Below are 26,228 nucleotides of genomic sequence, written 5' to 3'. Positions count from 1 at the left end.
CGCTCGTGACTCCGGCGGTGGCGGTCGGATCGACCGGGTCGGGTTTAGGGTCGCGATCCCTCGCAACGGGAAGGTACAGCCTCGCGTGGATCAATGACCTTCGCCGTGAGCGTGACCCCGAGTGCTCTGCAGACCCGCTGGACGGTGTCCAGCCGCGGCTGAGCATTCGGGCGCAGGGCCTTGTAGAGGGCTTCGCGCTTGATGCCGGAGGCTTTGGCGATTTCCGTCATGCCGCGGGCTTTGGCGATGTGCCCGAGCGCCGCGGCAAGCTCTCCCGGCTCGCCGTCTTCGAGCACCTGACGCAGATACTCCGCGACATCCTCATCGGTGCCGAGGTACTGGGCCATGTCGAAGTCCGGCAGATCGGCTACTTTGATCGTCTTGGTCATCGGATCTCACTCCCCTAAGTTGGTCACCAAGGTTTTCGCCGCCACGATATCGGCAGCCTGGCTGTTCTTGTCGCCACCGCCGAGCATGACGATCAGGCGTGTGCCCCGCTTGATGGAGTACATGGCTGCATTGTATTCGATCGAGGACGAATAGTGAGTCCGACGACAGCGCCGGTAGCTCGCTCCCACGCTCTGCGTGGGAGTGTCTCGTGGACGCTCCGCGTCCGACGCCCGCTGGTTGCGTGGGCGTGTGGATCGGGTCCGGTTTCCCCTCCTGCGGGGTCCGACGCGGAGCGGGAAACCGGGGACGTACCACGGTAAACGCGATCGGCGACCGATCGGCCTCGCCTGCTTCCGAGCGATCTGCTTGGGGCCGGCGCATCCCCGATCCGATGTCGGCGCCGACGCCCCGCCGTGCCCGGCGCGCCAACGGGGCGCGGTTGCGGGACAAGTGTAGCGGCGACTTTAGTCGCCCTCTCGCTCCTGCGGCTTGGTTTCCGGGCGACTGAAGTCGCCGCTACCTCTGGGCGACTGAAGTCGCCCACCTACCCGGTCTTGGGGGAAATCGGGGACGTACCACGGTCATCGCGATCGGCGATGAATCGGCCTCGCCTGCTTCCGAGCCCGCGAGTACGGGTCCGCACCGGCCATCGGTCCGCACAGCGGACCCTACATCAACCGAAATCCACTCGAGCGCCCCGGGACGACGCGTCGCGTGTTCATCGAACCCTGCGGGGGACTAAACTCCGACCATCGCCCGTCACCGGAGCCCCGCATGACCGACACCGCCGAGTCCACCCCGCGCAGCGACCACGACAGCCCTTGGAAGGAGGCGCTGGAGGGCTATTTCCCGGAGTTCCTCGCGCTGCTCTTCCACGCATCCATGCCGGCATCGACTGGTCCCTCGGCTACCGATTCCTCGACAAGGAGTTCCAGCAGATCGTTCGCGACGCCGACATCGGTCGCCGCTACGCCGACAAGCTCGTCGGTCTGCACAGGCTCGACGGCCAGCCCACCCGGGTGTTGGTCCATGTCGAGGTGCAGGGCGAGCCCGAGACGGCCTTCGCCGAGCGCATGTTCGTCTACAACCACAAGATCCGCGACGCCCACGGCGTGCCCGTCGCCAGCCTCGCCGTGCTCGCCGACACCGATCCGCGCTTTCGTCCCGAGCACCATCACGACGACCTCTGGGGTTGTTCGGTCGACTTTCGCTTCCCGATGGTCAAGCTTATCGACTGGGACACCCCCGAGCGCTGGTCCGCGCTCGAGGTCAGCGAGAACCCCTTCGCCCTGGTCGTCATGGCCCAGATCCGCGCCAAGGCCACCAAGGATCCCGAAACCCGCAAGGCCTGGAAGTTTCGACTCATTCGCCTGATGTATGATCGCGGTTACGCGCGCAAGGACATCCTGGAGCTGTTCCGCGTCATCGACTGGATGATCCAATTGCCCGGCACACTGGAAACCGCCTTCCGCCAAGAGATCTTCACCTACGAGGAGAGCAAACAGATGCCGTACGTCACCACCGTCGAGCGTGCCGGGATCGAGAAAGGCCAACGCATTGGCTATCAGAAGGGCGAGGCCGACCTCCTGCTCTGGCTGATCGAAAAGAAATTCGGCGAGACCTCCGCCAATGCCCTGCGCGAGCGCGTCGAATCCGCCGACAGCGACACCTTGCGTCTCTGGTCCGAACGCATCCTTACAGCCGAGACCCCGGATGCGCTCTTTCAGTGAGCCGCTGACCAGCCTCGGACTCGGCGATGTCCACGCGGTTGCCCGCGCGGCCAGCCACCGGGACTCGCTCCCACGCTCTGCGTCCCGTCCCTCGGAGCAACGGGAAACCGGGGACGTACCACGGTCATCGCGATCGGCGACGAATCGGCCTCGCTTGCTTCCGAGCGATCTGCTTGGGGCCGGCGCATCCCCGATCCGATGTCGGCGCCGACGCCCCGCCGTGCCTGGCGCGCCAACGGGGCGCGGTTGCGGGACAAGTGTAGCGGCGACTTTAGTCGCCCATGGGTAGGGGCGACTGAAGTCGCCCAGAGGTAGGGGCGACTGAAGTCGCCCAGAGGTAGGGGCGACTGAAGTCGCCGCTACACCTACCCGGTCTTGCGGGAAACCGGGGACGTACCACGGTAAACGCGATCGGCGACCGATCGGCCTCGCCTGCTTCCGAGCGATCTGCTTGGGGCCGGCGCATCCCCGATCCGATGTCGGCGCCGACGCCCCGCCGTGCCGGGCGCGCCAACGGGGCGCGGTTGCGGGACAAGTGTAGGGGCGACTTCAGTCGCCCTCTCGCTCCTGCGGCTTGGTTTCCGGGCGACTGAAGTCGCCGCTACCCCTACCCGGGCATGCGGGCAACCGGGGACGTACCACGGTCATCGTGATCGGCGACCGATGGGGCTCGCTGGCTTTCGCGCTACAATCCGGGGCAGGAAAAGGGGAAACAGGGAACGTACCCCTGTATCGCGCGTCGAGCCCGTCGACACCGGCTCAGGCGGGCGGACCAAATTCCACCTCGGACGCGCGGCCGTGCGCGCCTCGGGGAACTGCAATATCCTGACCCCGACTGGGACCGCCCAAGGGATTACACACCGCTATTGCCGGTTGCTGCGACGCGGCGACGGTTATTGGGGTCACGGGGTCTTGATATGTGACAATTGCTTGTCGGTTGCCCGGAATCGGATCGGTCATGCACACTCGACTTTGGCCATTTTTCCTGGCTAGCATCTTATTTAAGATCAATGCGTTATGACGCTCCAAAAAATTAGCGAGGGGTTACGATCAGGCGCGGGTGCATCCCGACCCCCTCTAATTTTCTGCCCCAACGATAACTCAGTCGGTTAGCTCCATGGGGGCCTGCCAAAATGGCCAAAGTCGAGGCACAAGCATCGCAGCCATTTCATGCCAAGCGCGGGCTCCGAGGTCAGTCTCACGTTGCACACCAAGCGTTGAAGTCCTGCGACACGTCGTCGTAGAGCGTGGTGGCTGGCATGAGGTTAGAGCAGCTTGACCAAGGCGGCGATGGCGGCGACCTGGGCAAACATGAGCGGCACGAGCCATTTCTCGTCCTGAGGCGATTCCCGGGCGGAGGCATCCCGACTCCAACCGCAGGGTCATGTGTCCGGACTCGGTGCAGATCAATCGGGATTACGTGCAGAACGGGTCGTTTGGAAAGGCCTCGCTCGTACGACCGGCCACCCAAAACATCAGTCGCTCGTGACACCCGCTCTGCGGTGTCACGCATGCCCCTGGCGCTCCGCGCCACGTGCCACGATGGCCGGAGTTACGAGCAAGGCCTTTGGAAAGGAACTGCGGTACCTGTTCGAAACGGTGCATCGACCGAAGGATGGTTTGAGTCATGTACGAGTTGATCAAGGCCGCTTCCTTGTTGGTGTTGTTGCTCACTTAGTTTCACCGCCCAATTCCCGAATTATTTCGCGCGGAATGCTCGCGGTTTTCCCGCACTGATCACCCCGGTGGTGCAGTGTCGGCAGGTGGAGGAGTGCGAGGAGCCCGAGGAGCGCGAAGGCGACGTGTGGAGTGCGTCGCGGCGGTGATCGACGCGCCCGGGTCGGGCGCCTGTGGGGAGGGTGCCCGGCGGGTGGCGACCCGCCGGGCGCGGGTCGGTCAGAAGGGCAACGGATCGTCGAAGTCGGTGCCGAAGAGGTCCAGTTGGGTGACGGCGTCGGGCGGCGGGTCCGGGTCCGGATCGGTGTCCTCGCCGTCGAGCCACTGCTGCACGGCCGCTCCGTAGCGCGCCTGGATCTGCACGAGCAGTTCATCCAAACAATCCTGGACGGCCCAGGCCTGCTCGGGCGTCCAGTCCTCGGGCAGGAGGATGGTGAAGGGTTCGGGAAGCCGACTCATGGGGCGACCTCCTCGCGGGCAGTCTGCACGTGCTCGGCGGTGACCTGACGGGCCTGCTCCAGGGCGGCGCCGGTCAGCGCGTAGTGGGCCAGACGATTGACCTTGCGGGGCATGCCGCGGGTGGCCTGGAACAACGCCTCCACGGCGGGCGGTTCGAACAGCGGCAGCTCGCAGCCGGCCAGGCGCAGACGATGGGTCAGATAGGCCGGCAACTCCTCGCGGGTCAGCCCGGTCACGTGATGACGTACCACGATGCGCTGGGCGAGCGACTCGTGCACCGCCATGCTCAGACGGCGGCGCAGCTCCGTGAGCCCGACCAACAGCAGACAGAGGCGATTCTCCGAATCCATTTGGTAGTTGGTGAGCAGGCGCAGATCCTCGAGCACCTCGTTGCGCAGATGATGGGCCTCGTCGACGATCAGGACGGGGCGTTGCTTGGCCTCCAGGCTCAAGCGGGTGATCTCGGTGCGGATGGTGCGGAAGGCCGCCGCACGGTTGCGCTCCACCGGGAGTCCCAGCTCCCAACCGATGGTCTTGTACATGTCCATCACGTTGCCGGTGGAGAGCGGGATATAGAACACCCGATAGAGTCCCGGATGCAGATCGGCGGCGACCTTGCGGCAGACCGTCGTCTTGCCCGAGCCGGCCTCGCCGGTGATCAGGCCGATGGCACGCAGCTCCAGCAGATGTTTCAGGCGCGCCTCGGCCTCGGTGAGGCTGGCGGCGGCAAACAGCGCATCCGGCGGCGGAGTCAGATCGAAGGGAAAGGCCGTGAGGGCGAAGTGTTTGCGGTACATCAGCGCCCCTCCAGGGTGTCGGCATCCGTCTCGGGCAGCGCGCGCAGGCGCAGCGTCGAGGGTGCGGGCTCGGGGGCCGGGCCGTCCACGGCCAAGGTGCGCGAGGGGCGATCGCGTTTGACGAAGCAGTTCGCATACGTCTGGACCGGACGTGCCGGGTCGTGCTCCCGGCCCTCGAAGCAGACCTGAATCGGCCGTTCGGGCGGTGCGTCCGGATCGTAGCGCAGGGTAATGTTCTCCCCGACCAGGGCGGCGTCGACCTCGTAGACGACCCCGTGGAGGCTGACCGTGCGATCCTTCTGCACCTTGCGCACCGCCTCGTGCAGGAACAGATCGGCCAGATCCAGGCCGGGTTCGGGAAAGCGCACGCCCGCGCCGGTGCGCGCCCACTGCTCGAGCGGGGTAGCACCGTCCAGGCCGCGATGCGGGGTGTGGTGATACTCGCCCTCGATCCAGCCGGCGAGGCGACGATTGAGCGCCGCGAGGCTGGCCAGATCCGCCTCGGTCAGGCGGGTCAGCAGCTGGGCGCGCACGGTCTTGAACCAGCGCTCGATCTTGCCCTTGCCTTGCGGTTGATAGGGTCGGGCGTGGATCAACGCGATGCCGAGCTTGGCGCAGACCAGGGCGAGCTGCTTGGAGCGGTAATTGGCGCCGTTGTCCACATAGAGCTTCTGCGGCAAGCCACGGCGCAGGATCGCCTGCGCGAGCACCGGCAGAAAGGTCCGGGTGTTCTCCGAGAGGGCAAAGCGCGCGTACGGGATCACGCGGGTCGCATCGTCGATGAAGGCGATCAGGTAGGTCTTGCGTTTGACGCGCTCCCCGACCACCACGGCCGGACCGTGCATGACGTCGCTCATCCACAGCTCCCCGGCCTGCTCGAAAGCAAACCGGCGCCGGTCCTGCGTCTGACTCGCCGTCTTGGCCGCGTCCATCAGGCCGTGACGGGCAAGCAACCGATGCACGGTCGAGGGCGGCAACGGCAGGTCGGGCGGGACCTCGGGGCGTTGGCGCACCGCGCGGATCACCAACTGCACCGACAGCTGCGGGTTGGCCTCCTTGGCGGCGAGCAGCGCCTCGACCACGCCGGGCGGCAGCCGGCGCGCCTGGCCGCGATCGGCGCGCGGTTTGGGCAGGAGTGCGTCGAAGCCGCCGCGCCGATAGGCCTTGAGCCAATCGCGGATGGTCTCGGCGGCCACCCGGGTGCGGGCGCTGCCGGGGATGGTGTGCTCACGCTCGGCTTTCGCCTGGATCGCCTCATACAGGCCCTTCCGTTCTTTGGGCCACGGCACGAACTCGGCGATCACCCCGTAGCGAAACAGGGCGATGTCGTGCTGAACATCGGTTTGCGGGTCACTCATGGACGCACTCCGCGGCTGACGCAGGCGGTTTGCCTGCGCGGGAGACCCTACGCCTGGCATCCCGGCGGGTCAGGCCCCGCACGGTGTTGGACGCGGGGGAGCGCACCGCCGCCCGGGTGGCGCCGGGGCGCGAATCCGAGCGGCTGGGCAGCGCGTCCAACCACGCCGCGGCGATCCCGCGCAGCGCCACCAAAACCTGCTCCACCTCCAGGTGGTCGGCAAACGCCGTGAGGGTCGGCTCGACCAGCGCGAAAGGCTCGCCCAGGATGCCCTTGATCCGATGCAACGCGCTGTGCACGTCCTGCACGCGCCGTCGCACCCAGCGCAACGCCCCGGGTAGCTCGATGTCCAGACGGTGCTGCTTGCACAGCGCTTCCAGACTCGGGGCCTGCTCGGCCGCACTGACCACCGCCTCGACCTCCGCGAGCGTGCCCGAGAGGCGCGCCGCCAGACAGTCGGGGAGCAGACTGAAGGTGCGATGCCCCTCGGGACAGTACCAGCGCGCCACGCGCGTGCCGGGCGGGGAGACCCGCGCATAGGTCCCGTGCCGAGCGAAGTGACACCCGCCTTGCGGATGCAGCGGACAGCGCGGAAGACTTGCATCCAACCAGGCTTGCTGGATAACGTAGTCCGCGCCGGTGAGATGACACTCGAAGCGTAGTTGCACCGGCCATCGGCCCGCACGGTTGCACCCGTGGCGGGCCTTCTCATTTGGAGGAGGGTGAGGCGATTGTGCCGGGGCGACCGCGAGAGTGCACGCCGGTGAAGCGTGCGGGACATCCGCGCTCCGCGCTTACCGCATTACCTCACCGGAAAACGACATCACCGGTGGAAGATTCCCTGCAAAAATGGCCGGTGGTTTGCGGATCAGGATGGGAAACAACAGTTGGTGTATCCGCTGGGATTGTTCTTTGTGCTGGCGTTGGCTCCTGCGGCTTGGTTTCCGGGCGACTGAAGTCGCCGCTACCCATGGGCGACTGAAGTCGCCGCTACCTCTGGGCGACTGAAGTCGCCGCTACCCTACCCGGTTTTGAGGGCGCGGTGTGGATGGGTGGGAGTGCATTGGCAGTCTCTACGCGTGGGAGTGAGCGCGTCTGACCCGGTTGCCGGCGCGGGGCGTGAGGTCACTGACCGGAACCGGGCTTGGGCTCGGTTTTTTGTTGTTGGCTTCGGTGTTTGGTCTGCGCTTATGAAGATTTCGGTCATCACGGCCACCTGGAACTGCGTCGAGACGGTCGGCGACTGCTTGGCCTCGGTCGCCGGGCAGTCCTATCCGGACCTCGAGCACATCCTGATCGACGGCGGGAGCCGGGACGGGACGCTGGATGCGCTGCAGCCCCATCGCGCCCGGCTTGCGGTGCTGGTGAGCGAGCCGGACGGGGGGATCTACGATGCGTTGAACAAGGGCCTCGCGCGGGCGACCGGGGAGGTGGTGGGTCTGCTGCATGCGGATGATGTCTATGCCGATGCGGACGTGCTCGCGCGGGTGGCCGGGGCCTTTGCGGATCCGGCGGTGGAGGCGGTCTACGGCGACCTGGTGTATGTGGCGCGCGAAGACACCGGGCGGGTGATCCGCTATTGGCGCTCCGGGGCGTTTCGGCCGGCGCGGCTGCGTCGGGGCTGATGCCGCCGCATCCGACGCTGTATCTGCGTCACTCGCTCTATGCGCGCTTCGGTGTCTTCGATACCCGCTATCGCATCGCGGCGGACTACGATCTGATGCTGCGGATGCTCACGCAGATGTCGGGACGGGTGGCGTATGTGCCGGAGGTGCTGGTGTGCATGCGCGTGGGCGGGGTGAGCAACCGCTCCCCGGGGAAGATCCTGCAGAAGTCTCGGGAGGATTATCGGGCGCTGCGGGCGAACCGGGTCGGCGGGCTGGGGGCGCTGGCGTGGAAGAATCTGTCCAAGCTGCCGCAGTTTTTTCGGCGGGGGTGATGTCCGGGAAAGGATGGACCGGCGTATCGGGGCGCTAAATGAATTCGCCCCGACAGCGTCCCCGGGAAACAGCGGACTGGAATCCGAAATCGCCCCTTAGCCGTCCAGGCAGGTTCGAGGCGAGTCGGCACTGCGTCAAGATGGCGCAGCATCGCGACGCCTCGGCGACATCGTGGACTACACGGCGTAGACTACAGTAAGAGTCTGAACAGGCGGTCCCCGTAGGTGAAATATGCACGCCACGAATGTCAGAAACCTGAAGAAGAATCCATCCCTCGCGCTGCGCCAGGCGGAAGAGTCGCCCGTGCTGGTACTCAAAGGCGATGAGCCGAACGCGCTGATCGTGCACCTCGACAAGACGATTGCCGAGGGGGAACAGTCGGTGAGACCGGCCTTGGCCGCGACGCTGTTCCAAGACGGGACACTCTCTCTGGGCGGGGCGGTCCGGCTGAGCGGTATGGTTCTGCAGGCGTTTCTCCAGTATCTGGGAGATCTGGGTATCGACGTCGTCCGCTGCGACGAAACCACCGAGCACGATGCCGCTGACCTGGATCGATGGCTCGCGTCGTAATCGCCGACGCGGGGCCACTGATCGCCTTTGCCGGCATCGACGGGCTTGTCGTCCTGCGGGCGTTGTTTTCGCAAATCCAGATCACCGGTTCGGTACGGAACGAGTGCTTGGTGACCGAGGGAGTGGACGCGCAACGGATCGCAGCCGCTCTCCGGGAGGGCTGGCTGGTCGTCGAGGCGCATGGAACGGAATCAGTTCCCCTGACCCCCAGCTTAGGGATCGGTGAAAGCGATTCGATCCGACTGGCTCTGGAGGACCCCGAGAATTCATTGTTGATCATGGATGACCGATTGGCGAGGCGCTATGCCTTACGCAAGGGGCTGAACATCGTCGGATCGGTACGGCTGCTCGATATGGCGGAACGCAGAGGGCTGATCCCGAGCGCGGAAGGGTGCATTCGGCAGATGTCGGATGTCGGCTACCGAGTCTCCATTGACCTGTTGGCGCAGATCCGATCCAGTTAGTCACGGTTCGGGGACACACGGAACATTTGGTATGTGCGTGCTTCAGCCCGGGAGAAACCGGGGACGTAGCACGGTCATCGGGAGAAACCGGAGAAACCGGGGACGTACCACGGTCATCGCGCACGGTCCCGAGAACGCGATGTGGTTGGATGGGGAGATGGTGCACCATCCAGGGTGCCGGGGCGGGTCGGGGGTAGGGGCGACTTTAGTCGCCCCTCGCTCCTGCGGCTTGGTTTCCGGGCGACTGAAGTCGCCCCTACCCATGGGCGACTGAAGTGATGTCGGCGCCGACGCCCCGCCGAGCCCGCCGGGCAGGAAAGACAAAGCCCCGGCCAGAGCATACCGAGTGCATAGATCCCTGTAGCTTGCAACAGCTGCGCATCCACCCCGAGCCAGCCAGCGTTGGCATGATTGACAACGCTCGACCTGATAGGCGCATTCTCCGGCATGTCTGCTGAACTGATCACACGCCTCAAGGACGTCACCCTGGAGGATGACATCATTGAGCTGGTGGTCTGGCGACTCCCGGAGCCAGTACCACCGTCCGGACATTGTTACAAAAACCGTCTGGTCTATGTGCGCAATGGACGACGGCTGGTTGGTTTCGACAACGAGCGTGGCAAAGGTGACCACTGCCGCATCGGCGGCAAGGAACACCCATACCGGTTCAGCGGCCCCGAGCAACTGATCGAAGACTTCATCGAGGAGGTCCAACGATGCCGCAACGCAGACTGACGATCACAATGTCCCCGCACTGGAAGGATCTGCTACGCGCCCGGGCAGGCGCCTTCAGTGCGTCCGGCTACCGAGGCGAAACGCTCAATTTCGAGAGCCCGGCGGCCTTTTTCAGCCAACTGACGGAGCGTCGGTGGGCATTGTTGCAGTTGCTCATCGGGGCCGGCGAGCTCGGCTTGCGCGAGACCGCTCGGCGCGCCGGTCGCGACGTCAAGCGGGTGTCCGAGGATGTGGACGCGCTGGTGAACCTGGGACTCTTGGAGCGCACGACCAGTGGTGGTGTCTGCTGCCCGTTCAACGAGATCCATGTCGATCTGCACCTGACGGAGAAGACCGAGCAAGCCGCCTGAGACACGACAGCCATCCTCGGTCTCCTCACCGGTCAAGCTCATCGACTGGGACACCCCCGAAGCCTGACTCGCTCCCACGCTCTGCGTGGGAGTGTCTTGTGGACGCTCCGCGTTCGATGCCCGATGGGTGCGTGGGCGTCTCGATCGGGTCCGGTTGCCCTGCCTGCGAGGTCCGACGCGGAGCGTCGGGGCTACACTCCCACGCGGAGCGTGGGAGCGAGTTAGCTCGGAGCGTTTGCTAGTCACGGACCAGCCGCTCCAAAAGTAGCGAGCCCAGGTCGCGTCGGCCGTCGAGCACCGCCAGCACGACGACCTGGTCCGGCTCGATCCGATAGATGATCCGCCAGGGCCGCTCGATGAGTTCGCGGTACTGGAGGACATCCACGACTTGCAGCTCCGGCACGCCGCGACCACGCTCGGCGGCAAGGCGAAGCGCCCGGGCCCGCTCCTCTAGGCGGTCGAGCACCCCGACGGCGTTTTCAACGGAATCCTCGGCGATGAAATCGACAATGAGCTCCAGGTCAACACGGGCGGCCTCGGTCCAGCGGACTCGACGCTCATGCATCGGACGACGACGTGCCCTGCAATCGCTCGCGCAGCGTCGCGAAAACGTTCTCTTGATCGGTCAGCCTTCCCGCGCGTGCATCTGCCTCCCCTTGCGCCATGAGCCTGAGCATCACAAGCGCTTGCTCACGACGCTGATACGCTGCGTAGTCTTCGACGACCGCTCGTGCGCGGCCGTTTTGGGTCAGGACGATCCGGGTCGGCTCGTCGCGGATCTGATCGAGCAGCCGGCTCGCGTCGGCCTTGAAGTCACTCAGGCTGAGGATGGATTCACGCATCGAAACGGACCATTTTCGGACTGGATTCGGTTTGTCAAGCTTGGCCGGGCGCGCCCGTCGAGTCAAGTTTGTTTGCTGATACGGCGGGATACGGGGATAGTTTGTACTGGTTCCCAAGCTCTGCTCGGGAACCCGGTCCGTGAAGCTCTGCTTCTCGTGCCTGAGCGATGCCTGCCGAGGTGGCGCAGGGGAACGAGGGGAGCCGACACGACGAGGAGCGATCAGTTCTGTTCTTGGTCAGAAGCCGATCAATGGCTTGCAGGTAGGCCGCCATCTCCTCTCGCTTGCCGACCGAGAGTACCAGCACGACCAGCACATCATCCTCAACGGCGTAGATGAGCCGGTAACCGATCTTGCGCAGTTTGATCTTGTAACAGTCGCGTAGCTCTGCGTGAAGTTCTGAACCTGGCACACGTGGTTGCTCCAGCCGTTTTTTGAGGGCCTTGCGCAGCAAGGTCTTGACGCTTCCATCAAGCGTTTGCCACTCCTCGAGCGCCTCTGGTAAGAACTGAAGTCGGTAAGTCACAACGGCTTCAGATCTGGTCGATCTCGACATCAATGGCCGTGTGCCTGCGCGTCAAGCGCTCCCGGGCAATCTCCACCAAGTCGTGGTCGGCCAGTTCCTCGACGAGCAACTGGAACAACTTGGGTGTCACCATGTAGAAGGCGGGGCGGTTGTGGCTGAGCACCGCCACGGGCTTATCGCCTGCCGTGCGCAGCACTTGTGCCGGATTCTTCTTGAACTCGGACATGCTGATGGTTTGGTCGGCGTAGATCGTGTCCATCGTCGGCTCCTGAATAAGCTACAAGATAGGCTCTAATTTTAGGTCTGATGAGATTTTAGCGCAACGAGACAGGCGAAATTGCAGGCAACCACAAGATCCGCGACGCCCACGGCGTTCCCGTCGCCAGCCTCGCCGTGCTCGCCGACACCGATCCGCGCTTCCGCCCCGAGCACTACTCCGACGACCTCTGGGGCTGTTCCATCAACTTCCGCTTCCCGATGGTCAAGCTCATCGACTGGGACACCCCCGAAGCCTGGCCCGCGCTGGAGGCCAGCAACAACCCGTTTGCCCTGGTCGTCATGGCCCAGATCCGATGTCGGCGCCGACGCCCCGCCGTGCCGGGCGCGCCAACGGGGCGCGGTTGCGGGACAAGTGTAGGGGCGACTTCAGTCGCCCTCTCGCTCCTGCGGCTTGGTTTCCGGGCGACTGAAGTCGCCCCCATGGGCGACTGAAGTCGCCGCTACCCATGGGCGACTGAAGTCGCCCCTACCCATGGGCGACTGAAGTCGCCGCTACCTCTGGGCGACTGAAGTCGCCGCTACCCGGTCTTGAGTCGCCCCTACCCGGTCTTGAGAACGCGATGTGGATGGGTGGGAGCGCATCGGCAGTCTCTCCGCGTGGGAGTGAGCTCGTCTGACCCGGTTGCCGGCGCTCTCGTCGCCGGCGCGGGGCGTGAGGTCACTGAACCGGGCTTAGGCTCGGTTTTTTTGTTGTTGGCTTCGGTGTTTGGTCTGCGCTTATGAAGATTTCGGTCATCACGGCCACCTGGAACTGCGTCGAGACGGTCGGCGACTGCTTGGCCTCGGTGGCCGGGCAGTCCTATCCGGACCTGGAGCATATCCTGATCGACGGCGGGAGCCGGGACGGGACGCTGGATGCGCTGCAGCCCCATCGCGCCCGGCTTGCGGTGCTGGTGAGCGAACCGGGTCGGCAGGCCGGTGGCGCTGGCGTGGAAGAATCTGTCGAAGGTGCCGCAGTTTTTTCGGCGGGGATGATGGGGAGGAGGGTCGGGCTTTGGGCCGAGAACGGCGGCTGAGCTCATCCGCTTAGTCTGGTCGACGGTGTTGCCGGATCGACGATGGCGGTGCAAGGTTCGGCGTATGGTCGGGAAGGATTCGGATGGTAAGCTTGGAGGCTCACCGGATGATTTGATGGGGAAGCTCATCCCCGTCAACGCCCCGCCCTGAAGAGACTGGGTTTCTTGCGAAGAATTCGATGACGAGACGACGCGACGCGATGTCCGTTGCAACCGCGGTTCCAATCGACTCGACCGCTGTCCCGAATGCCTTGGCCTGGTTGCAGGTCTGGGTGATCGGCGCGGTCGCGGCGGTCTTGATGGTCATGATGGGCGGCGTGCACCCGGGGCCGCGTGCCTTGGCCGGGCGACGATTGCGGGGCTGTTCTTTTTGACTTGGTCCTGGCGCCTCGCTCGCGGGACGGGGGCGGATGCGCGGGATCGCGGTTGGTTGTGGGTCTGGCTGGCGGTCTCGGGGTGGATCGGGTTGCAGCTTCTGCCTTTGCCGCGGGCGCTCTTCGATTGGATCGGTGACTATCCGCTGGATCTGCTTGCGCAGTACCCCGAGCTGCCGATCACCCGTCTTTCACCCAACGTTGCCGCCACACTCGGATACTGGGGGATCTTTACGACCTATTGGGCGGCGGCCGCCTTGGTGGCGGAGCTGCCGCGGCGGCAGCTGGCGGTCTTGGTCGGGATTCTGGTCGCGCTGGTCTTCGCCGAGGCCCTCTATGGCGTCGTTGCCCATGTGGGTCGATTCGAAACGGTCCTGGGGCTTTGGCCGGCGCCTGCCGATCCCGCCGCGTCTGCCCTGGAGCGGCGGCGAGGCCGCACGCCAATGGGCGCGCCGTCTCTTGCCCCTGTCCGGCGACGCGTCCGAGCCTCGCAATCTGCTGGAGATCAGTCTGCGCGAACGCCCCCTCTACGCCCCGACCTGGCTGGACCTGGGCGAGCTGCTCGCGTCATCGGGTGATCGGGAGGGTGCCGCACGGAGCATCCGCGTTGCTCGCGCATTGTGGCCCGAGCGCGCGACCCTGCAGCAGCGCGCAGCCTGGATGCAGGTCGCCTTGGGACCGCCCGATGCGGCCTTTGCCGCACTCATGCACTACTGGGCGATCGCGCCACAGGATGGGCTTCGGACCTTGGGTCTTGCACGCCGTCTCGAGCCGGCGCCCGAGGCCCTGGTCGATGCTGCGGCGCAGGTTTGGTCGAGCGGGCCGAACGATGCCTTGGTGTATCAGCGTGGTCTCCTCGACCTCGCCCGCCGTGCCGGCGATCCGGCGTTGGCACAGGCCCTCTGGGCTCGGCTCGACGACAAGAGCCGCGCCCTGGAGGATCTCTTGTTTCCCTATCTTCAAATGCTCGCGGCTCAAGGACGTCATGCGGAGGCCGATGCGGTTTGGGAGCAGGCGCTCGGTGAACCGCCGGGGCTCGTCAACGGCCGCTTCGAGGAGCCGCTTGTCCCGCTCGGTCCCGACTTCAGGCCCGGTTGGGCCACGCCCGGCTGGCGCTATCACGCCACCGGAGACGGTTTCAGGATCGGCGTTGAAGGGCCGAACGGCGATGCAACACACCAGAGTCTGCGCATCGATTTCCTCGGGACCGCAAATGTGGCTCTCGGCCAACCCAGCCAAATCATGCGCGTGCGGCCGGGCACATCCTACCGTCTCCACGGCTACTGGTCGGGCGACGGCATCACGACGCGCTCGGGGGTCTTCGTGGAGCTTTACACCATCGCGACAAGCCCGGGGGTCCGGGTGCAGACCCCGCCGCGCTGGGGAAGCTGGACCCGCGAACCCTTCGAGCTCGAGATCCAGGTTCCGGAGGACGGTCTGCTTGTCGGCATGCGGGTTCGCAGGGCCGCGACCACCGCCCTGGACCGACTCTTGAGCGGGACTCTTCGGCTGGATACGCTCGAATTCCTGCCCCTTGGCCAGTGATCAGCGGATGATCGACGACTGGCCACGACAGCTGGCGCGGACCCTGGAGTCCGGTATGGCCACCGCCACGCTCGAGCAGCAACTCGATGCGCTCCTCATCTGGCTGGGCAACCCGGACAATCCGAACGTCGCTGTCCTCGACGAGGCGATCGCACGCGCGGGTCTGACGCGTTTGGACGCCGCGGGCCTTGCCTACGACATCCTGGATCGTCTTCTCTTCGCCGGGCCGAACGGCTCTCCCGAGCACATCCTCGGCCTGCGCGACACGACCGACGTCGCGGCCGCGAAGCAGCGCTACCGATGCCTGATCCATGCCTACCACCCGGATCGTCATCCCGCGCGGGTCCTCCTACACAACGAGCGCACCGAGCAGATCAACATCGCCTATGCCGCCTTCGAGCGCGGCCGGGGCGAACCGGTCACCCGCCGTCCGGCGACCGACGGACCGGTCACGATCCAGTGCAGTCACGGGATCCACATAATGGGACTCGGTGCCCCGCGGTTCGGCTGAGTCGATTGACAGTCGGGCGCCCCGTGCGGCCCAATGCATCGCGCACGGCAGCGGACTCGAGGAACCTTCGGAACCGACGGGGACTCTATGCTGCGTCCGTTCACCCCTTTTCAAGCCCAACCCTTTTGACCGGAAGGAGAATTTTCAGTGGATCACAACGAGCAGAGCATGATCGGCGACCTCTTCGCCAAGCTGAAGCAGGCCGAGCAACAGGCAGGCCCCCGCGACTCAGGTGCGGAGCAGGAGATCGCCGCTGCCGTGAGCCGCCAGCCGGCCGCTCCCTACTACATGTCTCAGGTCATCTTGGTTCAAGAGCAGACGGTGCAGGCGCAGAACCAACGGATTCAGGAGTTGGAGAAGCAGCTTGCCGAGCGTCCTGCAGCGGGTGGTGGCTTCCTCGGCGGCCTCTTCGGGGGCGGGGCGGTTTCGGGTGCGAACGCCGCGCGGCCCGCGGCCGAGCGCACGCCGGCCATGACTCCGGGGAGCACGCCGGGGACGGCTCCGGGCACCGCTCCGGGCATGGGGTTCGGGAAATCAACGGCCACCGCAGCTCCGAGCCGAGGATGGTCGCAGCCGACCCAGCCCGCCGGGGGCGGTTTCATGGCATCGGCCCTGACAACCGCCGCCGGCGTCGCGGGCGGCATCATGATGGCCAATGCCCTGACCGGCATGTTCGGCGGTAATGAGGCCGAGGCGTCGGAGACACCGGCGCAGCCCGAGGAGGCGCCTTTCGAGTCCGAGGAAGGCTTCGCGGATGACGGCGGCGACTTCGAGTCCTTCGAGGAGTTCTGATTCGCGCCGGGCGCAGCGCCTGTGCTGCCGAACAGGGCCTGTTCGGCAGCACAAGTCGGCGCAGTGCTTGCTCCGCGGGGCGATGCTGGTCTCTGCTCCGAGCGCGGGTGAATGATCGTATGACGATTCGACGTTTCGGACAGCTCGCAACCGCGCTCGCCTTTGTCCTGTTCGGTACCTTCGCGGATGCGGCCTGTCTGGATATCGACGCCGCATCCAGTCCGTGTCGCTATCCGGCGGGCGACGCCTGGTGCGCCCGCAACGATGGCGCCAATCTTTACGCCTACAAGGACGGTTGCGTCGACGAAGGTCAGCTCACGCAAGCGGAAACGCCGGCACGCGCGCGGGTCAGGTCCGCTCCGGGGGATCCCGTTGCCGTCTGGGACTGCGCCAAGGCCAGAACCGCGGTGGAGCGCTTGATCTGCGCCAACCCCGATATCCGTGCCCGGGATGCGAGAATGGGCATCCTTTATACCGAGTTGCAGGCGCTCGGCCTGTCGCCCGAGCGGATGCAGAAAGCCTGGCTCAGAAACGAGCGCGCCTCCTGCGGTGACGCGGACTGTCTGCGCGCACTCTATTCCGATGGAGGCACTGGAGGCCCGCTTGGCACACTTGGAAGGCCATCGTTCGACGCCGAAACGCCTCTGAGCGACTGCGGTTGGATCGGACGCGGCGCGGCCACTCCGAGCGCACTCTGCTAAACCGCGCCCAGTGCGACATGCGTCGTTTTCACTTTGCGTTTGGCTTTGGGGATATCCTCGATCTCGGTGAGACGCGGTTTAAAATTTAATCTTTTTAATACTTTAAACCGCGCCAGCTCCAGCGACTGTCGAAGCTGGCGCGGCCAAGCCCATCCAACACACGACGCATACCGCATCGGGCGCGGTTTATTTGAGATTCTTCTCCCGCAACCGCCATTGGAAATGGCTCAGCAGTTTGGAGCGCACCTTCTTCTCCTTGTGCTTGGCCGCTGCGGCGAGACGCTTCTCGGCGACACCGATCAGGGTCTCCTGGGCACCCTTGGCGTTTTCGTCTTCCGGGATGCGCTGGGTGTAGTTGCCGTCCGAATCCATGTCCCAAGCGGAACGGGTGTCGGCGAACTGCACGTCCAGGATGAGTCGCAGCTCTTGGCGCAGCTCCGGGTTCTCGACCGGCGCGTGGACCTCGACGCGGCTGTCGAGGTTACGGCCCATCATGTCGGCCGAGCCGATGTAGTACTCTTCCGCGCCCCCGTTCCGGAAGTACATGATGCGTGCGTGCTCGAGGAAGCGCCCGACGATGCTGACGACGCGCCCGGTCTCGCTGATCCCGGGCAGTCCGGGTCGGTAGCGGCAGGTGTCGCGGATGATGAGGTCGACCTTCACGCCGGCGCGGCTGGCCTTGTAGAGTGCGCGCGTGATCTCCGCGTCTTCGAGCGCATTCATCTTCATCTGGATGAGCCCGTCGCCGTGGCGCTTGTGATGTTCGATCTCGCGGTTGATCTTCTCGATGATCCCGCGCTTGAGCGTATAGGGCGCGGCGAGGATCTTGCGATAGCTCGGGGGCGGTGAATAGCCGGTGAGATAGTTAAAAAGCTCGGTGAGGTCCTGGCCGATATCCTCGTCGCAGCCGAGCATGCCCAGATCCGTATAGAGCTTGGCCGTACCCGAGTGATAGTTGCCGGTGCCGATGTGGTAGTAACGGCGCAGTTGCGAGTAGTCGCGCCGCACGACGAAGATGAGCTTGCTATGGGTTTTGAGGCCCATGACGCCGTAGTTGACGTGGATGCCTTCGGCCTCCAGGCGCCGTGCCCAGACGATGTTGGCGGCCTCGTCGAAGCGCGCCTTGAGCTCGACCAGCACCGCGACCTGTTTGCCGTTGCGCGCGGCCTGCATGAGTGAATCGAGGATCGGTCCGGCCGAGGTGCGATACAACGTCATCTTGATGGCGAGCACCTTGGGGTCTTCGGCGGCGGTGCGCAGAAAGCGCTCGACCGAGGTGCTGAAGGCCTGATACGGGTGCTGGAGCAGGAGCGGCCCGTTCTCGCGGATGATGTGGAAGATGTTGCGTCGATCGTTGGCCAGGAGCGGATGGTCGACCGCGCGGTGGGTCTTGTCGTGCAGCTCGGGCTTCTCGATCCCGGCGACCTCGAAGAGGTCGCGCAGGCCCATCATGCCCTCGACCTCGAAGACGTCCTCGTCCTCGTTCAGACCCAGCTCGGCGGCGAGCATGCCGCGATGGATCCGTTCCATGCCGGGCTGCACCTCCAGACGTACGATGGGTGCGAAGTGGCGCTCGCGCAGCTCGGTTTCGATCATCTCGAGCAGATCGTTCGCCGCCTCGGCGTCCGGCTCGACGATGGCGTTGCGGGTGATCCGGAAGAGGGCGCAGGAGTCGATCTCCATGCCCGGGAAGAGCATGTCGAGGTTCTTCACCATCAGGTCTTCGAGGGTGACGAAGGTGGTGGTGCCGTCGATGGCGATCAGACGCCGCGACACGTCCTTGCTCACCGGCACCTTCACACGGGCCATGTAGACCTCGCTGCCGCCCGGGAAACGCAGGGTGACCAGCAGGTTCAGCGTCAGATTGGAGATGAAGGGGAAGGGATGCGCCGGATCCATCGCCAACGGGGTGAGCATCGGAAAGATGTTGGCGCGGAAATAGTCGCGCAGCCGCTCGCGTGCATCGGGCGGCAGATCGTCATGCAGGACGATGCGGATGTCGTGCTGTGCGAGCTCGGACATGAGAATCGAGTAGATCCGCTGCATCTCGGTCTGAAACTCGCGGACCGCGGCCTGGCATTCCTTGAGCTGCTGCGCGGGGGTGCGGCCGTCCACGCTCGGGGTATGCACGCCGGCGGCGATCTGCTGCTTGAGCCCGCCGATGCGTTTCATGAAGAATTCATCGAGGTTGTTGCTGACGATCGCCAGGAACTTCACCCGCTCGAGCAACGGTGTGCGGCTGTCGTCCGCCTCGTTGAGGACGCGACGGTTGAACGCCAGCCAAGTGAGCTCGCGATTCAGATAGAGTGAGGGGTCGCCTAAATCGATCTCGTCCGGGATGCTCGGGGCGGTGCCCGGGCCCGGGTCGACGTCCTGTACGAAATCGGAATCCTCGTCGATGGCTTGTTGGATCTCGTTCTTGTTCATCATGTTGCGTTCCCTTGGACGGCAGGTCGGCAGTGGTGTGGGCGGGGCAAGTATTCTATACCGAGCGCACGTGGGTTTTCCGCCGCATTGCACGCCCCGCGCACGTCGGGCCGGCATTGCGCCTCCTCGCCGTAGGGGCCGCTACGCCTCGTCGGCGCGCCTTGTCTCGACGCGCGCGGGACGCACCCTGCTGACCGAAAAACCCACGTGCGCTCGGTATATAACCGCGCACCGGTCGGCGATGGCGGTTTCATAACGTGACTCTGCCTTGCATTGGGTGCCGCTGCAAGCCCATTAGGACTGTGATCGAGGATGCGAAGTGTGACGATGAACGAGCCCGATGACCTATTCGACCGGCCGAGCGCGCCGGTGAAGCCGTTCGAGTTCGATGCCGATGTCGCCCGGGTCTTCCCGGATATGGTGCGTCGTTCGGTTCCGGGTTATGCCGAGCTCGTGGGCCTCACCGGACTCATCGCCCGGCGCGTGGTGCGGCCGGGAACGTGCTGTTACGACTTGGGATGCTCCTTGGGCGCGGTCACCCGCGAGCTGCTGCTGCAGACCCCGGCGGATGTGCCCGTGATCGCCGTCGATGCCTCTGAGGCCATGATCGAGGGCATGTTGACGCGGCTTGCCGATGTCCCCGGGATCGAGCGACTCGTGCCGCTGCGCGCAGATCTCGAAGCGGTCGAGGTCGGCGGCGCCGGCTTGGTCGTCTTGAATCTGACGCTTCAGTTCATCCCGCCCGAGCGGCGGGACGCACTGATGGCCCGTCTGCGCGCCGGTCTGGTCCCGGGCGGCATGCTGGTGCTGGCCGAGAAGGTCGAGATCCCGGATGCGCAGGGCGGGCGCCTGATGCGCACCCTCCACGAGGACTTCAAGCGGGCGAACGGCTACAGCGAGCTGGCGATCAGCCGCAAGCGTGCCGCACTCGAGCGCGTACTCGTCCCGGAAACCGTCGAGACCCATGAGCGGCGTCTCTGCGCTGCCGGTTTCGCCGGCCATCTGCGCTGGTTCCGGAATCTCAACTTCGTGGCCTGGATCGCATGGACCTGACGCCCTTCGAGCCCTTTCTCGATCGCCTCGCACGGACCGGTTTGGGCGCCTGGCGCGAGAGGCTGGCCGAAGGCACCGCGCTCAGGCTGGGCGCGCAGGCCCACGGGGATGCGCCGAAGTGGGAGCAGGCGTTGGCGCGGCTGCCGGATCTGCCGAGCGGGTGGGCTCGTTTGGATGGCCCATGTGTCGGGATCGAAGGCGCCGGGCCGCTCGACGCCGATCTCTCGCGGTCTCTGACCGAGGCGCTGATGGTCCTGCAGCCCTGGCGCAAAGGCCCCTTCTGCATCCAGGGCGTGCACATCGACACCGAGTGGCGCTCGGATCTCAAGTGGGAACGCGTGGCCGGCGCCATCGCTCCGCTCGCCGATCGCCTGGTGCTCGACGTGGGTTGCGGCAACGGCTATTACGGCTGGCGCATGCTCGGGGCCGGTGCCCAATTGGTGCTCGGGATCGATCCGACGCTCCTGTTCGTACTCCAGTGGTCGGCGATCAACCGTTATCTGGTACGCGACGATCTGGCGGTGCTGCCGCTCGGCATCGAAGACCTGCCCCGGGATCTCACCGGCTTCGATACGGTCTTCTCGATGGGGGTTCTTTATCACCGACGCTCGCCGATCGATCACCTGATGGACCTGCATCGACTGCTGCGCCCCGGCGGCGAGCTGGTCCTGGAAACACTGGTGCTGGAAGGCGAGGGCGAGCGCCTGCTGGTCCCGCCGGGACGCTATGCCGCCATGCGCAATGTCTGGTTCATCCCGACGGTCGCTGCGCTCGCGCTCTGGCTGGGTCGCTGCGGATTCACCGGGATCCGTGTCGTCGATGTCACCCGCACCGGCCCGGAAGAACAACGCGCGACCGACTGGATGCGCTTCCGGTCGCTGCCCGATCATCTGGATCCGAAGGATCCGAGCCGCACCATCGAGGGACACCCGGCGCCCGTGCGCGCCGTCCTGATCGCGAACCGACCGGAGTCTATCCCATGACCGGATTCGTCGATAAGCTCAAGCTCAAGGAGAAGGCCGAGGAAGATCTCTATTTCGCCCGACGGGACGCGGAGCTCTTGGCTGCACGCAGGTCCGTCGAGGGGTGATCTGCCGGTGCCCGCGACGGGCATCCGGGTGGTCTCGGGAGGTCAAACCGGGGTCGATCGCGCGGCGTTGGATGCCGCCATAGCACTCGGTCTGCCGATCGGCGGTTGGTGCCCGCGCGGGCGTCGCGGCGAGGACGGTCCCATCCCGGAGCGCTATGCCCTGCGCGAGACCCCGAGCACTAACTATGCGGAACGCACCGAGTGGAACGTCCGCGACAGCGACGCGACCCTGATCCTGCATCGCGGCCCCATGAGCGGCGGCACGCGCCTGACCGCGGAGCGGGCGCGTCGACTCGGCAAACCCCTGCTGGCGCGCGACCTCGCGGCGCCGATCGATGTCCGGGCGATCGCCGACTGGCTGGTCGCGAACCACGTCCGGATCCTCAACTGTGCCGGACCTCGGGAATCCGGTGCAGCCGGGATCGGTCTGGAGGCGCAGCGGATCCTCGCGGCGGTCTTTCGCGTTTGGTCTCCGCTCAGCGCGGGGTCGCGTCCCGCGGACGCGTCAGGAGACGCCACAGTTTCAGGATGAGCAGGACCCAAGGCGTTGCATGCAGGAGCAGGTCGAAGATGTCGATCGGCTTCACCAAGGTCCCGTCGGCCAGCATCTTGAGCTTTTCCCAAAGATGCGGCTCCGGGGCGAAGGGCGATAGACCCAGGGTCAAGGCGGCGATGATGAAGAGATAGAGCGGAAAGCGGTCGGTCCAGCTGAGCATCGAATCAGTCCTGTGTGTGCCCGGGGTCGGTCCGATCCCGGCGCAGTCAAGAGGGAAAAGGCGAGGGCGGTTCAGGGGTGTTGGCCCAGGTGGTTCCTGGGCAGAATAGCGCAAGTTCATTCGAGACCGACTTCTGAAGCGCGCGCGAACCGGCGGTCGCTCGTGCACTGAATCCGTCGTTGGAGTCGTTCCGTATCAAGAACATGCCGAAGACGCCCGCTGAATCTGCCGCCGAGCCGCGAGCACGTCGGTCCCCGGAACGAGGTCTCCGCTGAATTGGATGTCGAATCGGTTTCTGTCCATGCCGTGCATCACTCCGAGGCATCTACCGAGCACGCAAGGATAGGCGATCACGGCATCGGCGAGTAGCTCCCGCCCCGGTTTCCGGCCATGAGTTCGGAGAGGTCCCGCCCCGAACCTGATCGCCGGGCGCGATCCGGTGCGATACCGGCGGGTGCGGATGGTGTGTACGAGGCCGGGTGGATGCCTCGTTATATACTGGACCACAGGGTTCCGAGTGGAGAGCACGATGACGACCATTAGCTATGACGCAGACGTTGTTGCCTGGGCGAACGAGCAAGCGCGCCTGATCCGCGCGGGTCGGTTGGATCAGCTTGATCTGGAACACATCGCCGAGGAAATCGAAGACGTGGGCAAAAGCGAACAACGCGAGTTGGCGAGCCGCATGGCCGTGCTGATGGCGCATCTCATCAAATGGCAGTACCAGCCTGAGCGTCAAAGCAACAGTTGGCGGCGAACGATCAAGGAGCAACGCAAGGCCCTGGCATTTCATCTCAAACAGGTGCCGAGCTTGAAGCCGAGACTCGCCGACGCCGAGTGGCAGGGGGCGATCTGGGCCGATGCGGTCACGCTCGCGATCGACGAAACGGGAATGGGTGCTTTCCCGGACGACTGCCCGTGGACGATCGAGCAGATCCTCGCGGATGATTTCTTGCCGGCTTAAACCGCGCCCGGCGCGGGATGCGATGTTTCTGGATGGGATCGGCCCCGGCAGACTTGACGACCGTTCGAGCCGGCGCGGTTTAGGTAACGGTAGTGTGGACGAGCGAGAGCGACGTTCACCGAACCCTGCACCCGCGCCGGTGGACTGCGCTACGATTGTCCACCTGCCGATCTTGTGAACGAGGCATCCCCCGGGCACACCCGCCTCCGACGACATCGTCTGCCGAGCGTCAATCATCAACCACGGAACGTTTGCACTCCAATGACATCGAATCTGTCCACCGCCGAGCAGGCATTACGTGACGCCGCTCGGGAATATCACCGTAGCCCCACTCGCGGCAAGATCGCCGTCACGCCCTCCAAGCCGCTGTCGAACCAGCGCGATCTCTCGCTGGCCTACTCGCCCGGCGTGGCCTATCCCTGTCTCGACATCCAGGCGAACCCGGCGCTCGCGGCGGAGTATACGTCGCGCGGAAATCTGGTGGGCGTGGTGACCAACGGCACGGCCGTGCTCGGCTTGGGCGACATCGGGCCGTTGGCTGCAAAACCCGTGATGGAGGGCAAGGGTTGCCTGTTCAAGAAATTCGCGGGCATCGATGTGTTCGACATCGAGCTCGCCGAACGGGATCCGGACAAGCTGGTGGAGATCATCGCTGCGCTCGAACCGACGCTGGGCGGCATCAACTTGGAGGACATCAAGGCCCCGGAATGCTTCTACATCGAGCGCGAGCTCAGCAAGCGTATGAACATCCCGGTGTTCCATGACGATCAGCACGGTACGGCCATCATCTCCGGCGCCGCGCTGCTGAACGCATTGGAACTGGTCGGCAAGACCCTCGATACCGTGAAGATGGCCGTCTCGGGTGCCGGTGCGGCGGCGATCGCCTGCGTCGACGTGATGGTCGGTCTGGGCATCCGGCGCGAGCATGTCTTCATGGTCGATTCCAAGGGCGTGATCTACGAGGGCCGTCCGGGCGGGTACGACGAATCCAAGGCCCGCTATGCGCAGCAGACGGAGGCGCGCACCCTGGCCGACGTGGTCGACGGCGCCGATGTCTTTCTGGGGTGCTCCGCACCCGGCGTACTGACCGTGGAGATGGTGAAGACCATGGCCGATCGGCCCATCATTCTGGCCCTGGCCAACCCGGAGCCGGAGATCCGCCCGGAGCTGGCCAAGCTCGCGCGGCCCGATTGCATCATCGCCACCGGCCGCTCGGACTACCCCAATCAGGTCAATAATGTCCTGTGCTTCCCCTATATCTTTCGGGGCGCACTCGACTGCGGCGCCACCAAGATCACGGCGGAGATGAAGCTTGCCTGTGTTCGCGAGATCGCCGATCTGGCCAAGAGCGAGAGCAGTGCCGAGGTGGCGACGGCATACGCCGGGCAGGACCTGGTCTTCGGCCCCGAATACCTTATCCCCAAGCCCTTCGACACGCGCCTGATCCTGCGCATTGCGCCCGCCGTGGCCCGGGCCGCCGCCGACTCGGGAGTGGCCACGCGGCCCATTACCGACATGCCGGCCTACCGAGAGAGCCTGATGCTCTTCGTCTCCCAGACCGGCATCCTGATGCGCCCGGTCATCAATGCCGCCAGGGCCTTGCCCGATACGCGGAAGCGTGTGGCCTTTGCCGACGGCGAGGACGAACGCGCCCTGCGGGCCGCCCAGATCGCGCTCGACGATCGTCTGGCTCGGCCCATCCTGATCGGACGTCCTGCCGTGATCCAGGCCCGGATCGAGAAGGCCGGCCTGCGCATGCGTCTCGGGGAAGATGTCGAGAACGTCAACCCCGAGCAGGACCCGCGCATCGACCAGTACCGCGATCATTACCACCGACTCATGGGCCGCAACGGCGTCACGCCCGAGGTGGCCGCAGCGGCGGTGCGTCGCTCCAACACCATCATCGGCTCGCTGATGGTCGCGCTGGGCCACGCCGACGCCATGATCTGCGGCCTGGCCGGCAGCTACGAGACCCATCTCGAGCGCATCCACAGCATCATCGGCCTGCAGCCCGGCGTGAGCAATTACGCGGCACTCAACGCGCTGATGACGGAGCGCGGCGGACCGCTCTTCATTGCCGATACCTACGTGAACGAAGACCCCGGCGCGGAACAGCTGGCCGAGATTGCCTGGATGGCCGTGCAGGAGATTCAGCGCTTCGGACTGCCGCCGAAGGTGGCCTTTCTGTCGCACTCGAGCTTCGGCTCGTCCAAGCGTGCTTCGGCCAAGAAGATGCGTCTGGCGCGGGACCTCTTCGTCGCCAGCCACCCCGAGATCGAATGCGACGGCGAATTACACGGCGACGCCGCGCTGGAGGAAGACATCCGCAGCCGTTACCTGGCCGAGACCACCCTCGGCGGCTCGGCGAACCTGCTGATCTGCCCGAACCTCGATGCCGCCAACATCCTGTACACCGTGCTCAAGACCACCACCAGCGGCGGTGTCACCGTGGGTCCGATCCTGATGGGGGCGGCCGCGACGGCCTGCATCCTCACCCCTGCCGCCACCGTGCGACGCACCCTGAACATGACCACCCTGGCCGTGGCGAGCGCGGCGGCCGCGCGGCATGTGTCGGACTCCTCTCAAGCGAAGCCGACCGATGACCTACCGGCAGCGCCGTAGGTTGTGCCGAGCCGTGCGAGGCACAACTCACCGTCGGCGCAAGTTGGCACGAACGGCTTCAGGCCGCGGGCAAACTGATAAAGCACGTCGTGCACCTCGCCGCCGCGCTCCAGCAGGGTGCCGGTGAGGCCGGTCAGATTGCGCCGCTCGCGCCGTTCCAGGCCCTTCGCGAAGGGCTCAAGGATTTTTCCGACCTTTTTGGAGACGCGGTTTAAACCGCGCCAGCTCCGACAGTCGTCGGAGCTGGCGCGGCCGATCCACTCCAACCAATGACGCATACCGCACCGGGCGCGGTTTAGGT

General features: G+C 65.3%; 31 protein-coding genes. 19 read left to right on the top strand and 12 right to left on the bottom strand.

Going from position 1 to position 26,228, the window contains the following annotated elements:
- Positions 1-44 precede the first annotated feature (44 nt).
- Complete coding sequence (locus KFB96_RS05875; protein WP_213501795.1) at positions 45-389, bottom strand: addiction module antidote protein; 345 nt, start codon at positions 387-389, stop codon at positions 45-47.
- A gap of 822 nt (positions 390-1,211) precedes the next feature.
- On the opposite strand from KFB96_RS05875, the gene KFB96_RS05870 reads away from it, so the two are divergent.
- On the top strand, positions 1,212-2,120 hold the full coding sequence (locus tag KFB96_RS05870; protein WP_300971336.1) for a hypothetical protein: 909 nt from the start codon (positions 1,212-1,214) through the stop codon (positions 2,118-2,120).
- 1,896 nt (positions 2,121-4,016) lie between these two features.
- Here the strand turns inward: KFB96_RS05870 and KFB96_RS05865 are convergent.
- Genes KFB96_RS05865 through KFB96_RS05850 form a run of 4 tightly spaced genes read right to left on the bottom strand, consistent with a single transcriptional unit; the run spans position 4,017 to position 7,078 of the window.
- Entirely contained in the window at positions 4,017-4,256 is a 240-nt protein-coding gene (locus KFB96_RS05865) for a hypothetical protein (protein WP_213460147.1), read from the bottom strand.
- Positions 4,253-5,053 (bottom strand): AAA family ATPase, encoded by an 801-nt coding sequence (locus tag KFB96_RS05860; RefSeq protein WP_213465867.1) that lies wholly within the window; start codon positions 5,051-5,053, stop codon positions 4,253-4,255. The genes KFB96_RS05865 and KFB96_RS05860 overlap by 4 nt, the downstream gene beginning before the upstream one ends.
- On the bottom strand, positions 5,053-6,411 hold the full coding sequence (locus KFB96_RS05855) for a DDE-type integrase/transposase/recombinase (protein ID WP_213465912.1): 1,359 nt from the start codon (positions 6,409-6,411) through the stop codon (positions 5,053-5,055). The genes KFB96_RS05860 and KFB96_RS05855 overlap by 1 nt, the downstream gene beginning before the upstream one ends.
- Positions 6,404-7,078: a hypothetical protein gene (locus KFB96_RS05850; protein WP_300971335.1), complete on the bottom strand. Its 675-nt coding sequence runs from the start codon at positions 7,076-7,078 to the stop codon at positions 6,404-6,406. The genes KFB96_RS05855 and KFB96_RS05850 overlap by 8 nt, the downstream gene beginning before the upstream one ends.
- 522 nt (positions 7,079-7,600) lie before the next feature.
- On the opposite strand from KFB96_RS05850, the gene KFB96_RS26400 reads away from it, so the two are divergent.
- The 6 genes from KFB96_RS26400 to KFB96_RS05825 all read left to right on the top strand — a co-directional run bounded on the left by KFB96_RS26400 (position 7,601) and on the right by KFB96_RS05825 (position 10,469).
- A complete protein-coding gene (locus tag KFB96_RS26400; protein ID WP_300971334.1) occupies positions 7,601-8,035 on the top strand; it encodes a glycosyltransferase family 2 protein in 435 nt (144 codons plus the stop codon).
- Complete coding sequence (locus KFB96_RS26395) at positions 8,035-8,349, top strand: hypothetical protein (protein ID WP_300971333.1); 315 nt, start codon at positions 8,035-8,037, stop codon at positions 8,347-8,349. Before KFB96_RS26400 ends, KFB96_RS26395 begins: the two co-directional genes overlap by 1 nt.
- A gap of 232 nt (positions 8,350-8,581) precedes the next feature.
- Positions 8,582-8,920 carry a UPF0175 family protein gene (locus KFB96_RS05840; protein ID WP_213465985.1) on the top strand — a complete coding sequence of 113 codons (339 nt, stop codon included), beginning with the start codon at positions 8,582-8,584 and terminating at the stop codon, positions 8,918-8,920.
- Entirely contained in the window at positions 8,905-9,384 is a 480-nt protein-coding gene (locus KFB96_RS05835; protein WP_213465987.1) for a DUF3368 domain-containing protein, read from the top strand. Before KFB96_RS05840 ends, KFB96_RS05835 begins: the two co-directional genes overlap by 16 nt.
- A 411-nt stretch (positions 9,385-9,795) precedes the next feature.
- Complete coding sequence (locus KFB96_RS05830; RefSeq protein ID WP_300971332.1) at positions 9,796-10,119, top strand: DUF6516 family protein; 324 nt, start codon at positions 9,796-9,798, stop codon at positions 10,117-10,119.
- A complete protein-coding gene (locus KFB96_RS05825) occupies positions 10,101-10,469 on the top strand; it encodes a transcriptional regulator (protein WP_213466015.1) in 369 nt (122 codons plus the stop codon). Before KFB96_RS05830 ends, KFB96_RS05825 begins: the two co-directional genes overlap by 19 nt.
- A 238-nt stretch (positions 10,470-10,707) precedes the next feature.
- On the opposite strand, the gene KFB96_RS05820 is transcribed toward KFB96_RS05825, so the two are convergent.
- The 4 genes from KFB96_RS05820 to KFB96_RS05805 are packed head-to-tail and all read right to left on the bottom strand — an operon-like array spanning position 10,708 to position 12,096.
- Positions 10,708-11,034 (bottom strand): type II toxin-antitoxin system RelE/ParE family toxin, encoded by a 327-nt coding sequence (locus KFB96_RS05820; RefSeq protein WP_213501793.1) that lies wholly within the window; start codon positions 11,032-11,034, stop codon positions 10,708-10,710.
- Positions 11,027-11,311 carry a type II toxin-antitoxin system Phd/YefM family antitoxin gene (locus tag KFB96_RS05815; RefSeq protein ID WP_213465989.1) on the bottom strand — a complete coding sequence of 95 codons (285 nt, stop codon included), beginning with the start codon at positions 11,309-11,311 and terminating at the stop codon, positions 11,027-11,029. Before KFB96_RS05815 ends, KFB96_RS05820 begins: the two co-directional genes overlap by 8 nt.
- 34 nt (positions 11,312-11,345) lie before the next feature.
- Entirely contained in the window at positions 11,346-11,837 is a 492-nt protein-coding gene (locus tag KFB96_RS27410) for a type II toxin-antitoxin system RelE/ParE family toxin (RefSeq protein ID WP_213465991.1), read from the bottom strand.
- Positions 11,838-11,844: 7 nt separating this feature from the next.
- On the bottom strand, positions 11,845-12,096 hold the full coding sequence (locus KFB96_RS05805; protein WP_213465993.1) for a type II toxin-antitoxin system prevent-host-death family antitoxin: 252 nt from the start codon (positions 12,094-12,096) through the stop codon (positions 11,845-11,847).
- 134 nt (positions 12,097-12,230) lie between these two features.
- Between KFB96_RS05805 and KFB96_RS26385 the strand changes: the two genes are divergently transcribed.
- The 7 genes from KFB96_RS26385 (at position 12,231) to KFB96_RS05770 (ending at position 17,055) form a co-directional block, all read left to right on the top strand.
- Positions 12,231-12,548, top strand: a complete 318-nt coding sequence (locus KFB96_RS26385) for a hypothetical protein (protein WP_300971331.1) — start codon at positions 12,231-12,233, stop codon at positions 12,546-12,548.
- A gap of 287 nt (positions 12,549-12,835) precedes the next feature.
- Positions 12,836-13,132 carry a glycosyltransferase gene (locus KFB96_RS26380; RefSeq protein WP_300971330.1) on the top strand — a complete coding sequence of 99 codons (297 nt, stop codon included), beginning with the start codon at positions 12,836-12,838 and terminating at the stop codon, positions 13,130-13,132.
- Positions 13,133-13,311: 179 nt separating this feature from the next.
- Positions 13,312-13,506 carry a hypothetical protein gene (locus KFB96_RS05790; protein ID WP_213465995.1) on the top strand — a complete coding sequence of 65 codons (195 nt, stop codon included), beginning with the start codon at positions 13,312-13,314 and terminating at the stop codon, positions 13,504-13,506.
- Positions 13,507-13,842: 336 nt separating this feature from the next.
- The gene (locus KFB96_RS05785; protein ID WP_213465997.1) at positions 13,843-15,051 is read left to right on the top strand and encodes a hypothetical protein; all 1,209 of its coding nucleotides are present in this window, start codon (positions 13,843-13,845) and stop codon (positions 15,049-15,051) included.
- Positions 15,041-15,562, top strand: a complete 522-nt coding sequence (locus KFB96_RS05780; protein WP_213465999.1) for a DnaJ family molecular chaperone — start codon at positions 15,041-15,043, stop codon at positions 15,560-15,562. Before KFB96_RS05785 ends, KFB96_RS05780 begins: the two co-directional genes overlap by 11 nt.
- 147 nt (positions 15,563-15,709) lie before the next feature.
- Entirely contained in the window at positions 15,710-16,354 is a 645-nt protein-coding gene (locus KFB96_RS05775) for a DUF2076 domain-containing protein (protein ID WP_213455658.1), read from the top strand.
- A gap of 107 nt (positions 16,355-16,461) precedes the next feature.
- Entirely contained in the window at positions 16,462-17,055 is a 594-nt protein-coding gene (locus KFB96_RS05770; protein ID WP_213455656.1) for a hypothetical protein, read from the top strand.
- Between the two features lie 186 nt (positions 17,056-17,241).
- Here KFB96_RS05770 and ppk1 read toward each other — a convergent pair whose 3' ends face one another.
- The gene (gene ppk1, locus KFB96_RS05765) at positions 17,242-19,482 is read right to left on the bottom strand and encodes a polyphosphate kinase 1 (RefSeq protein WP_213455659.1); all 2,241 of its coding nucleotides are present in this window, start codon (positions 19,480-19,482) and stop codon (positions 17,242-17,244) included.
- A gap of 327 nt (positions 19,483-19,809) precedes the next feature.
- Here ppk1 and cmoA point away from each other — a divergent pair, with 327 nt between their 5' ends.
- From cmoA to KFB96_RS05750, 3 genes are all read left to right on the top strand, one after another.
- Positions 19,810-20,535: a carboxy-S-adenosyl-L-methionine synthase CmoA gene (gene cmoA, locus KFB96_RS05760; protein WP_300971329.1), complete on the top strand. Its 726-nt coding sequence runs from the start codon at positions 19,810-19,812 to the stop codon at positions 20,533-20,535.
- The gene (cmoB, locus tag KFB96_RS05755; protein ID WP_213455637.1) at positions 20,526-21,518 is read left to right on the top strand and encodes a tRNA 5-methoxyuridine(34)/uridine 5-oxyacetic acid(34) synthase CmoB; all 993 of its coding nucleotides are present in this window, start codon (positions 20,526-20,528) and stop codon (positions 21,516-21,518) included. Before cmoA ends, cmoB begins: the two co-directional genes overlap by 10 nt.
- A gap of 114 nt (positions 21,519-21,632) precedes the next feature.
- Positions 21,633-22,157, top strand: a complete 525-nt coding sequence (locus KFB96_RS05750; RefSeq protein ID WP_300971328.1) for a putative molybdenum carrier protein — start codon at positions 21,633-21,635, stop codon at positions 22,155-22,157.
- On the opposite strand, the gene KFB96_RS05745 is transcribed toward KFB96_RS05750, so the two are convergent.
- On the bottom strand, positions 22,102-22,341 hold the full coding sequence (locus KFB96_RS05745) for an RND transporter (RefSeq protein WP_213455633.1): 240 nt from the start codon (positions 22,339-22,341) through the stop codon (positions 22,102-22,104). The two genes, KFB96_RS05750 and KFB96_RS05745, sit on opposite strands and share 56 nt — an antisense overlap.
- Before the next feature lie 529 nt (positions 22,342-22,870).
- Here KFB96_RS05745 and KFB96_RS05740 point away from each other — a divergent pair.
- Together KFB96_RS05740 and KFB96_RS05735 are read left to right on the top strand one after the other, a co-directional pair.
- Entirely contained in the window at positions 22,871-23,305 is a 435-nt protein-coding gene (locus KFB96_RS05740; RefSeq protein ID WP_213455631.1) for a DUF29 domain-containing protein, read from the top strand.
- A 261-nt stretch (positions 23,306-23,566) separates the two neighbouring features.
- On the top strand, positions 23,567-25,927 hold the full coding sequence (locus KFB96_RS05735; protein WP_213455629.1) for an NADP-dependent malic enzyme: 2,361 nt from the start codon (positions 23,567-23,569) through the stop codon (positions 25,925-25,927).
- On the opposite strand, the gene KFB96_RS05730 is transcribed toward KFB96_RS05735, so the two are convergent.
- The gene (locus tag KFB96_RS05730; protein ID WP_213455627.1) at positions 25,888-26,193 is read right to left on the bottom strand and encodes a hypothetical protein; all 306 of its coding nucleotides are present in this window, start codon (positions 26,191-26,193) and stop codon (positions 25,888-25,890) included. The genes KFB96_RS05735 and KFB96_RS05730 overlap by 40 nt on opposite strands.
- Between the last annotated feature and the right edge of the window lie 35 nt (positions 26,194-26,228).

This window comes from Thiocapsa sp., from assembly GCF_018399035.1.
GTDB lineage: Bacteria > Pseudomonadota > Gammaproteobacteria > Chromatiales > Chromatiaceae > Thiocapsa.
Note: the sequence above shows the minus strand (reverse complement) of the source record. Positions and strands in the feature narration are given on the sequence as shown.

Bases quoted from the DNA above. Each gene is read 5' to 3' on its own strand.
- KFB96_RS05875 (WP_213501795.1), bottom strand. From the start codon at position 389: ATGACCAAGACGATCAAAGTAGCCGATCTGCCGGACTTCGACATGGCC.
- KFB96_RS05865 (WP_213460147.1), bottom strand. From the start codon at position 4,256: ATGAGTCGGCTTCCCGAACCCTTCACCATCCTCCTGCCCGAGGACTGG.
- KFB96_RS05860 (WP_213465867.1), bottom strand. From the start codon at position 5,053: ATGTACCGCAAACACTTCGCCCTCACGGCCTTTCCCTTCGATCTGACT.
- KFB96_RS05855 (WP_213465912.1), bottom strand. From the start codon at position 6,411: ATGAGTGACCCGCAAACCGATGTTCAGCACGACATCGCCCTGTTTCGC.
- KFB96_RS26400 (WP_300971334.1), top strand. From the start codon at position 7,601: ATGAAGATTTCGGTCATCACGGCCACCTGGAACTGCGTCGAGACGGTC.
- KFB96_RS26395 (WP_300971333.1), top strand. From the start codon at position 8,035: ATGCCGCCGCATCCGACGCTGTATCTGCGTCACTCGCTCTATGCGCGC.
- KFB96_RS05840 (WP_213465985.1), top strand. From the start codon at position 8,582: ATGCACGCCACGAATGTCAGAAACCTGAAGAAGAATCCATCCCTCGCG.
- KFB96_RS05835 (WP_213465987.1), top strand. From the start codon at position 8,905: ATGGCTCGCGTCGTAATCGCCGACGCGGGGCCACTGATCGCCTTTGCC.
- KFB96_RS05825 (WP_213466015.1), top strand. From the start codon at position 10,101: ATGCCGCAACGCAGACTGACGATCACAATGTCCCCGCACTGGAAGGAT.
- KFB96_RS05820 (WP_213501793.1), bottom strand. From the start codon at position 11,034: ATGCATGAGCGTCGAGTCCGCTGGACCGAGGCCGCCCGTGTTGACCTG.
- KFB96_RS05815 (WP_213465989.1), bottom strand. From the start codon at position 11,311: ATGCGTGAATCCATCCTCAGCCTGAGTGACTTCAAGGCCGACGCGAGC.
- KFB96_RS05805 (WP_213465993.1), bottom strand. From the start codon at position 12,096: ATGGACACGATCTACGCCGACCAAACCATCAGCATGTCCGAGTTCAAG.
- KFB96_RS26380 (WP_300971330.1), top strand. From the start codon at position 12,836: ATGAAGATTTCGGTCATCACGGCCACCTGGAACTGCGTCGAGACGGTC.
- KFB96_RS05790 (WP_213465995.1), top strand. From the start codon at position 13,312: ATGACGAGACGACGCGACGCGATGTCCGTTGCAACCGCGGTTCCAATC.
- KFB96_RS05785 (WP_213465997.1), top strand. From the start codon at position 13,843: ATGGCGTCGTTGCCCATGTGGGTCGATTCGAAACGGTCCTGGGGCTTT.
- ppk1 (WP_213455659.1), bottom strand. From the start codon at position 19,482: ATGAACAAGAACGAGATCCAACAAGCCATCGACGAGGATTCCGATTTC.
- cmoA (WP_300971329.1), top strand. From the start codon at position 19,810: ATGAACGAGCCCGATGACCTATTCGACCGGCCGAGCGCGCCGGTGAAG.
- cmoB (WP_213455637.1), top strand. From the start codon at position 20,526: ATGGACCTGACGCCCTTCGAGCCCTTTCTCGATCGCCTCGCACGGACC.
- KFB96_RS05745 (WP_213455633.1), bottom strand. From the start codon at position 22,341: ATGCTCAGCTGGACCGACCGCTTTCCGCTCTATCTCTTCATCATCGCC.
- KFB96_RS05740 (WP_213455631.1), top strand. From the start codon at position 22,871: ATGACGACCATTAGCTATGACGCAGACGTTGTTGCCTGGGCGAACGAG.
- KFB96_RS05735 (WP_213455629.1), top strand. From the start codon at position 23,567: ATGACATCGAATCTGTCCACCGCCGAGCAGGCATTACGTGACGCCGCT.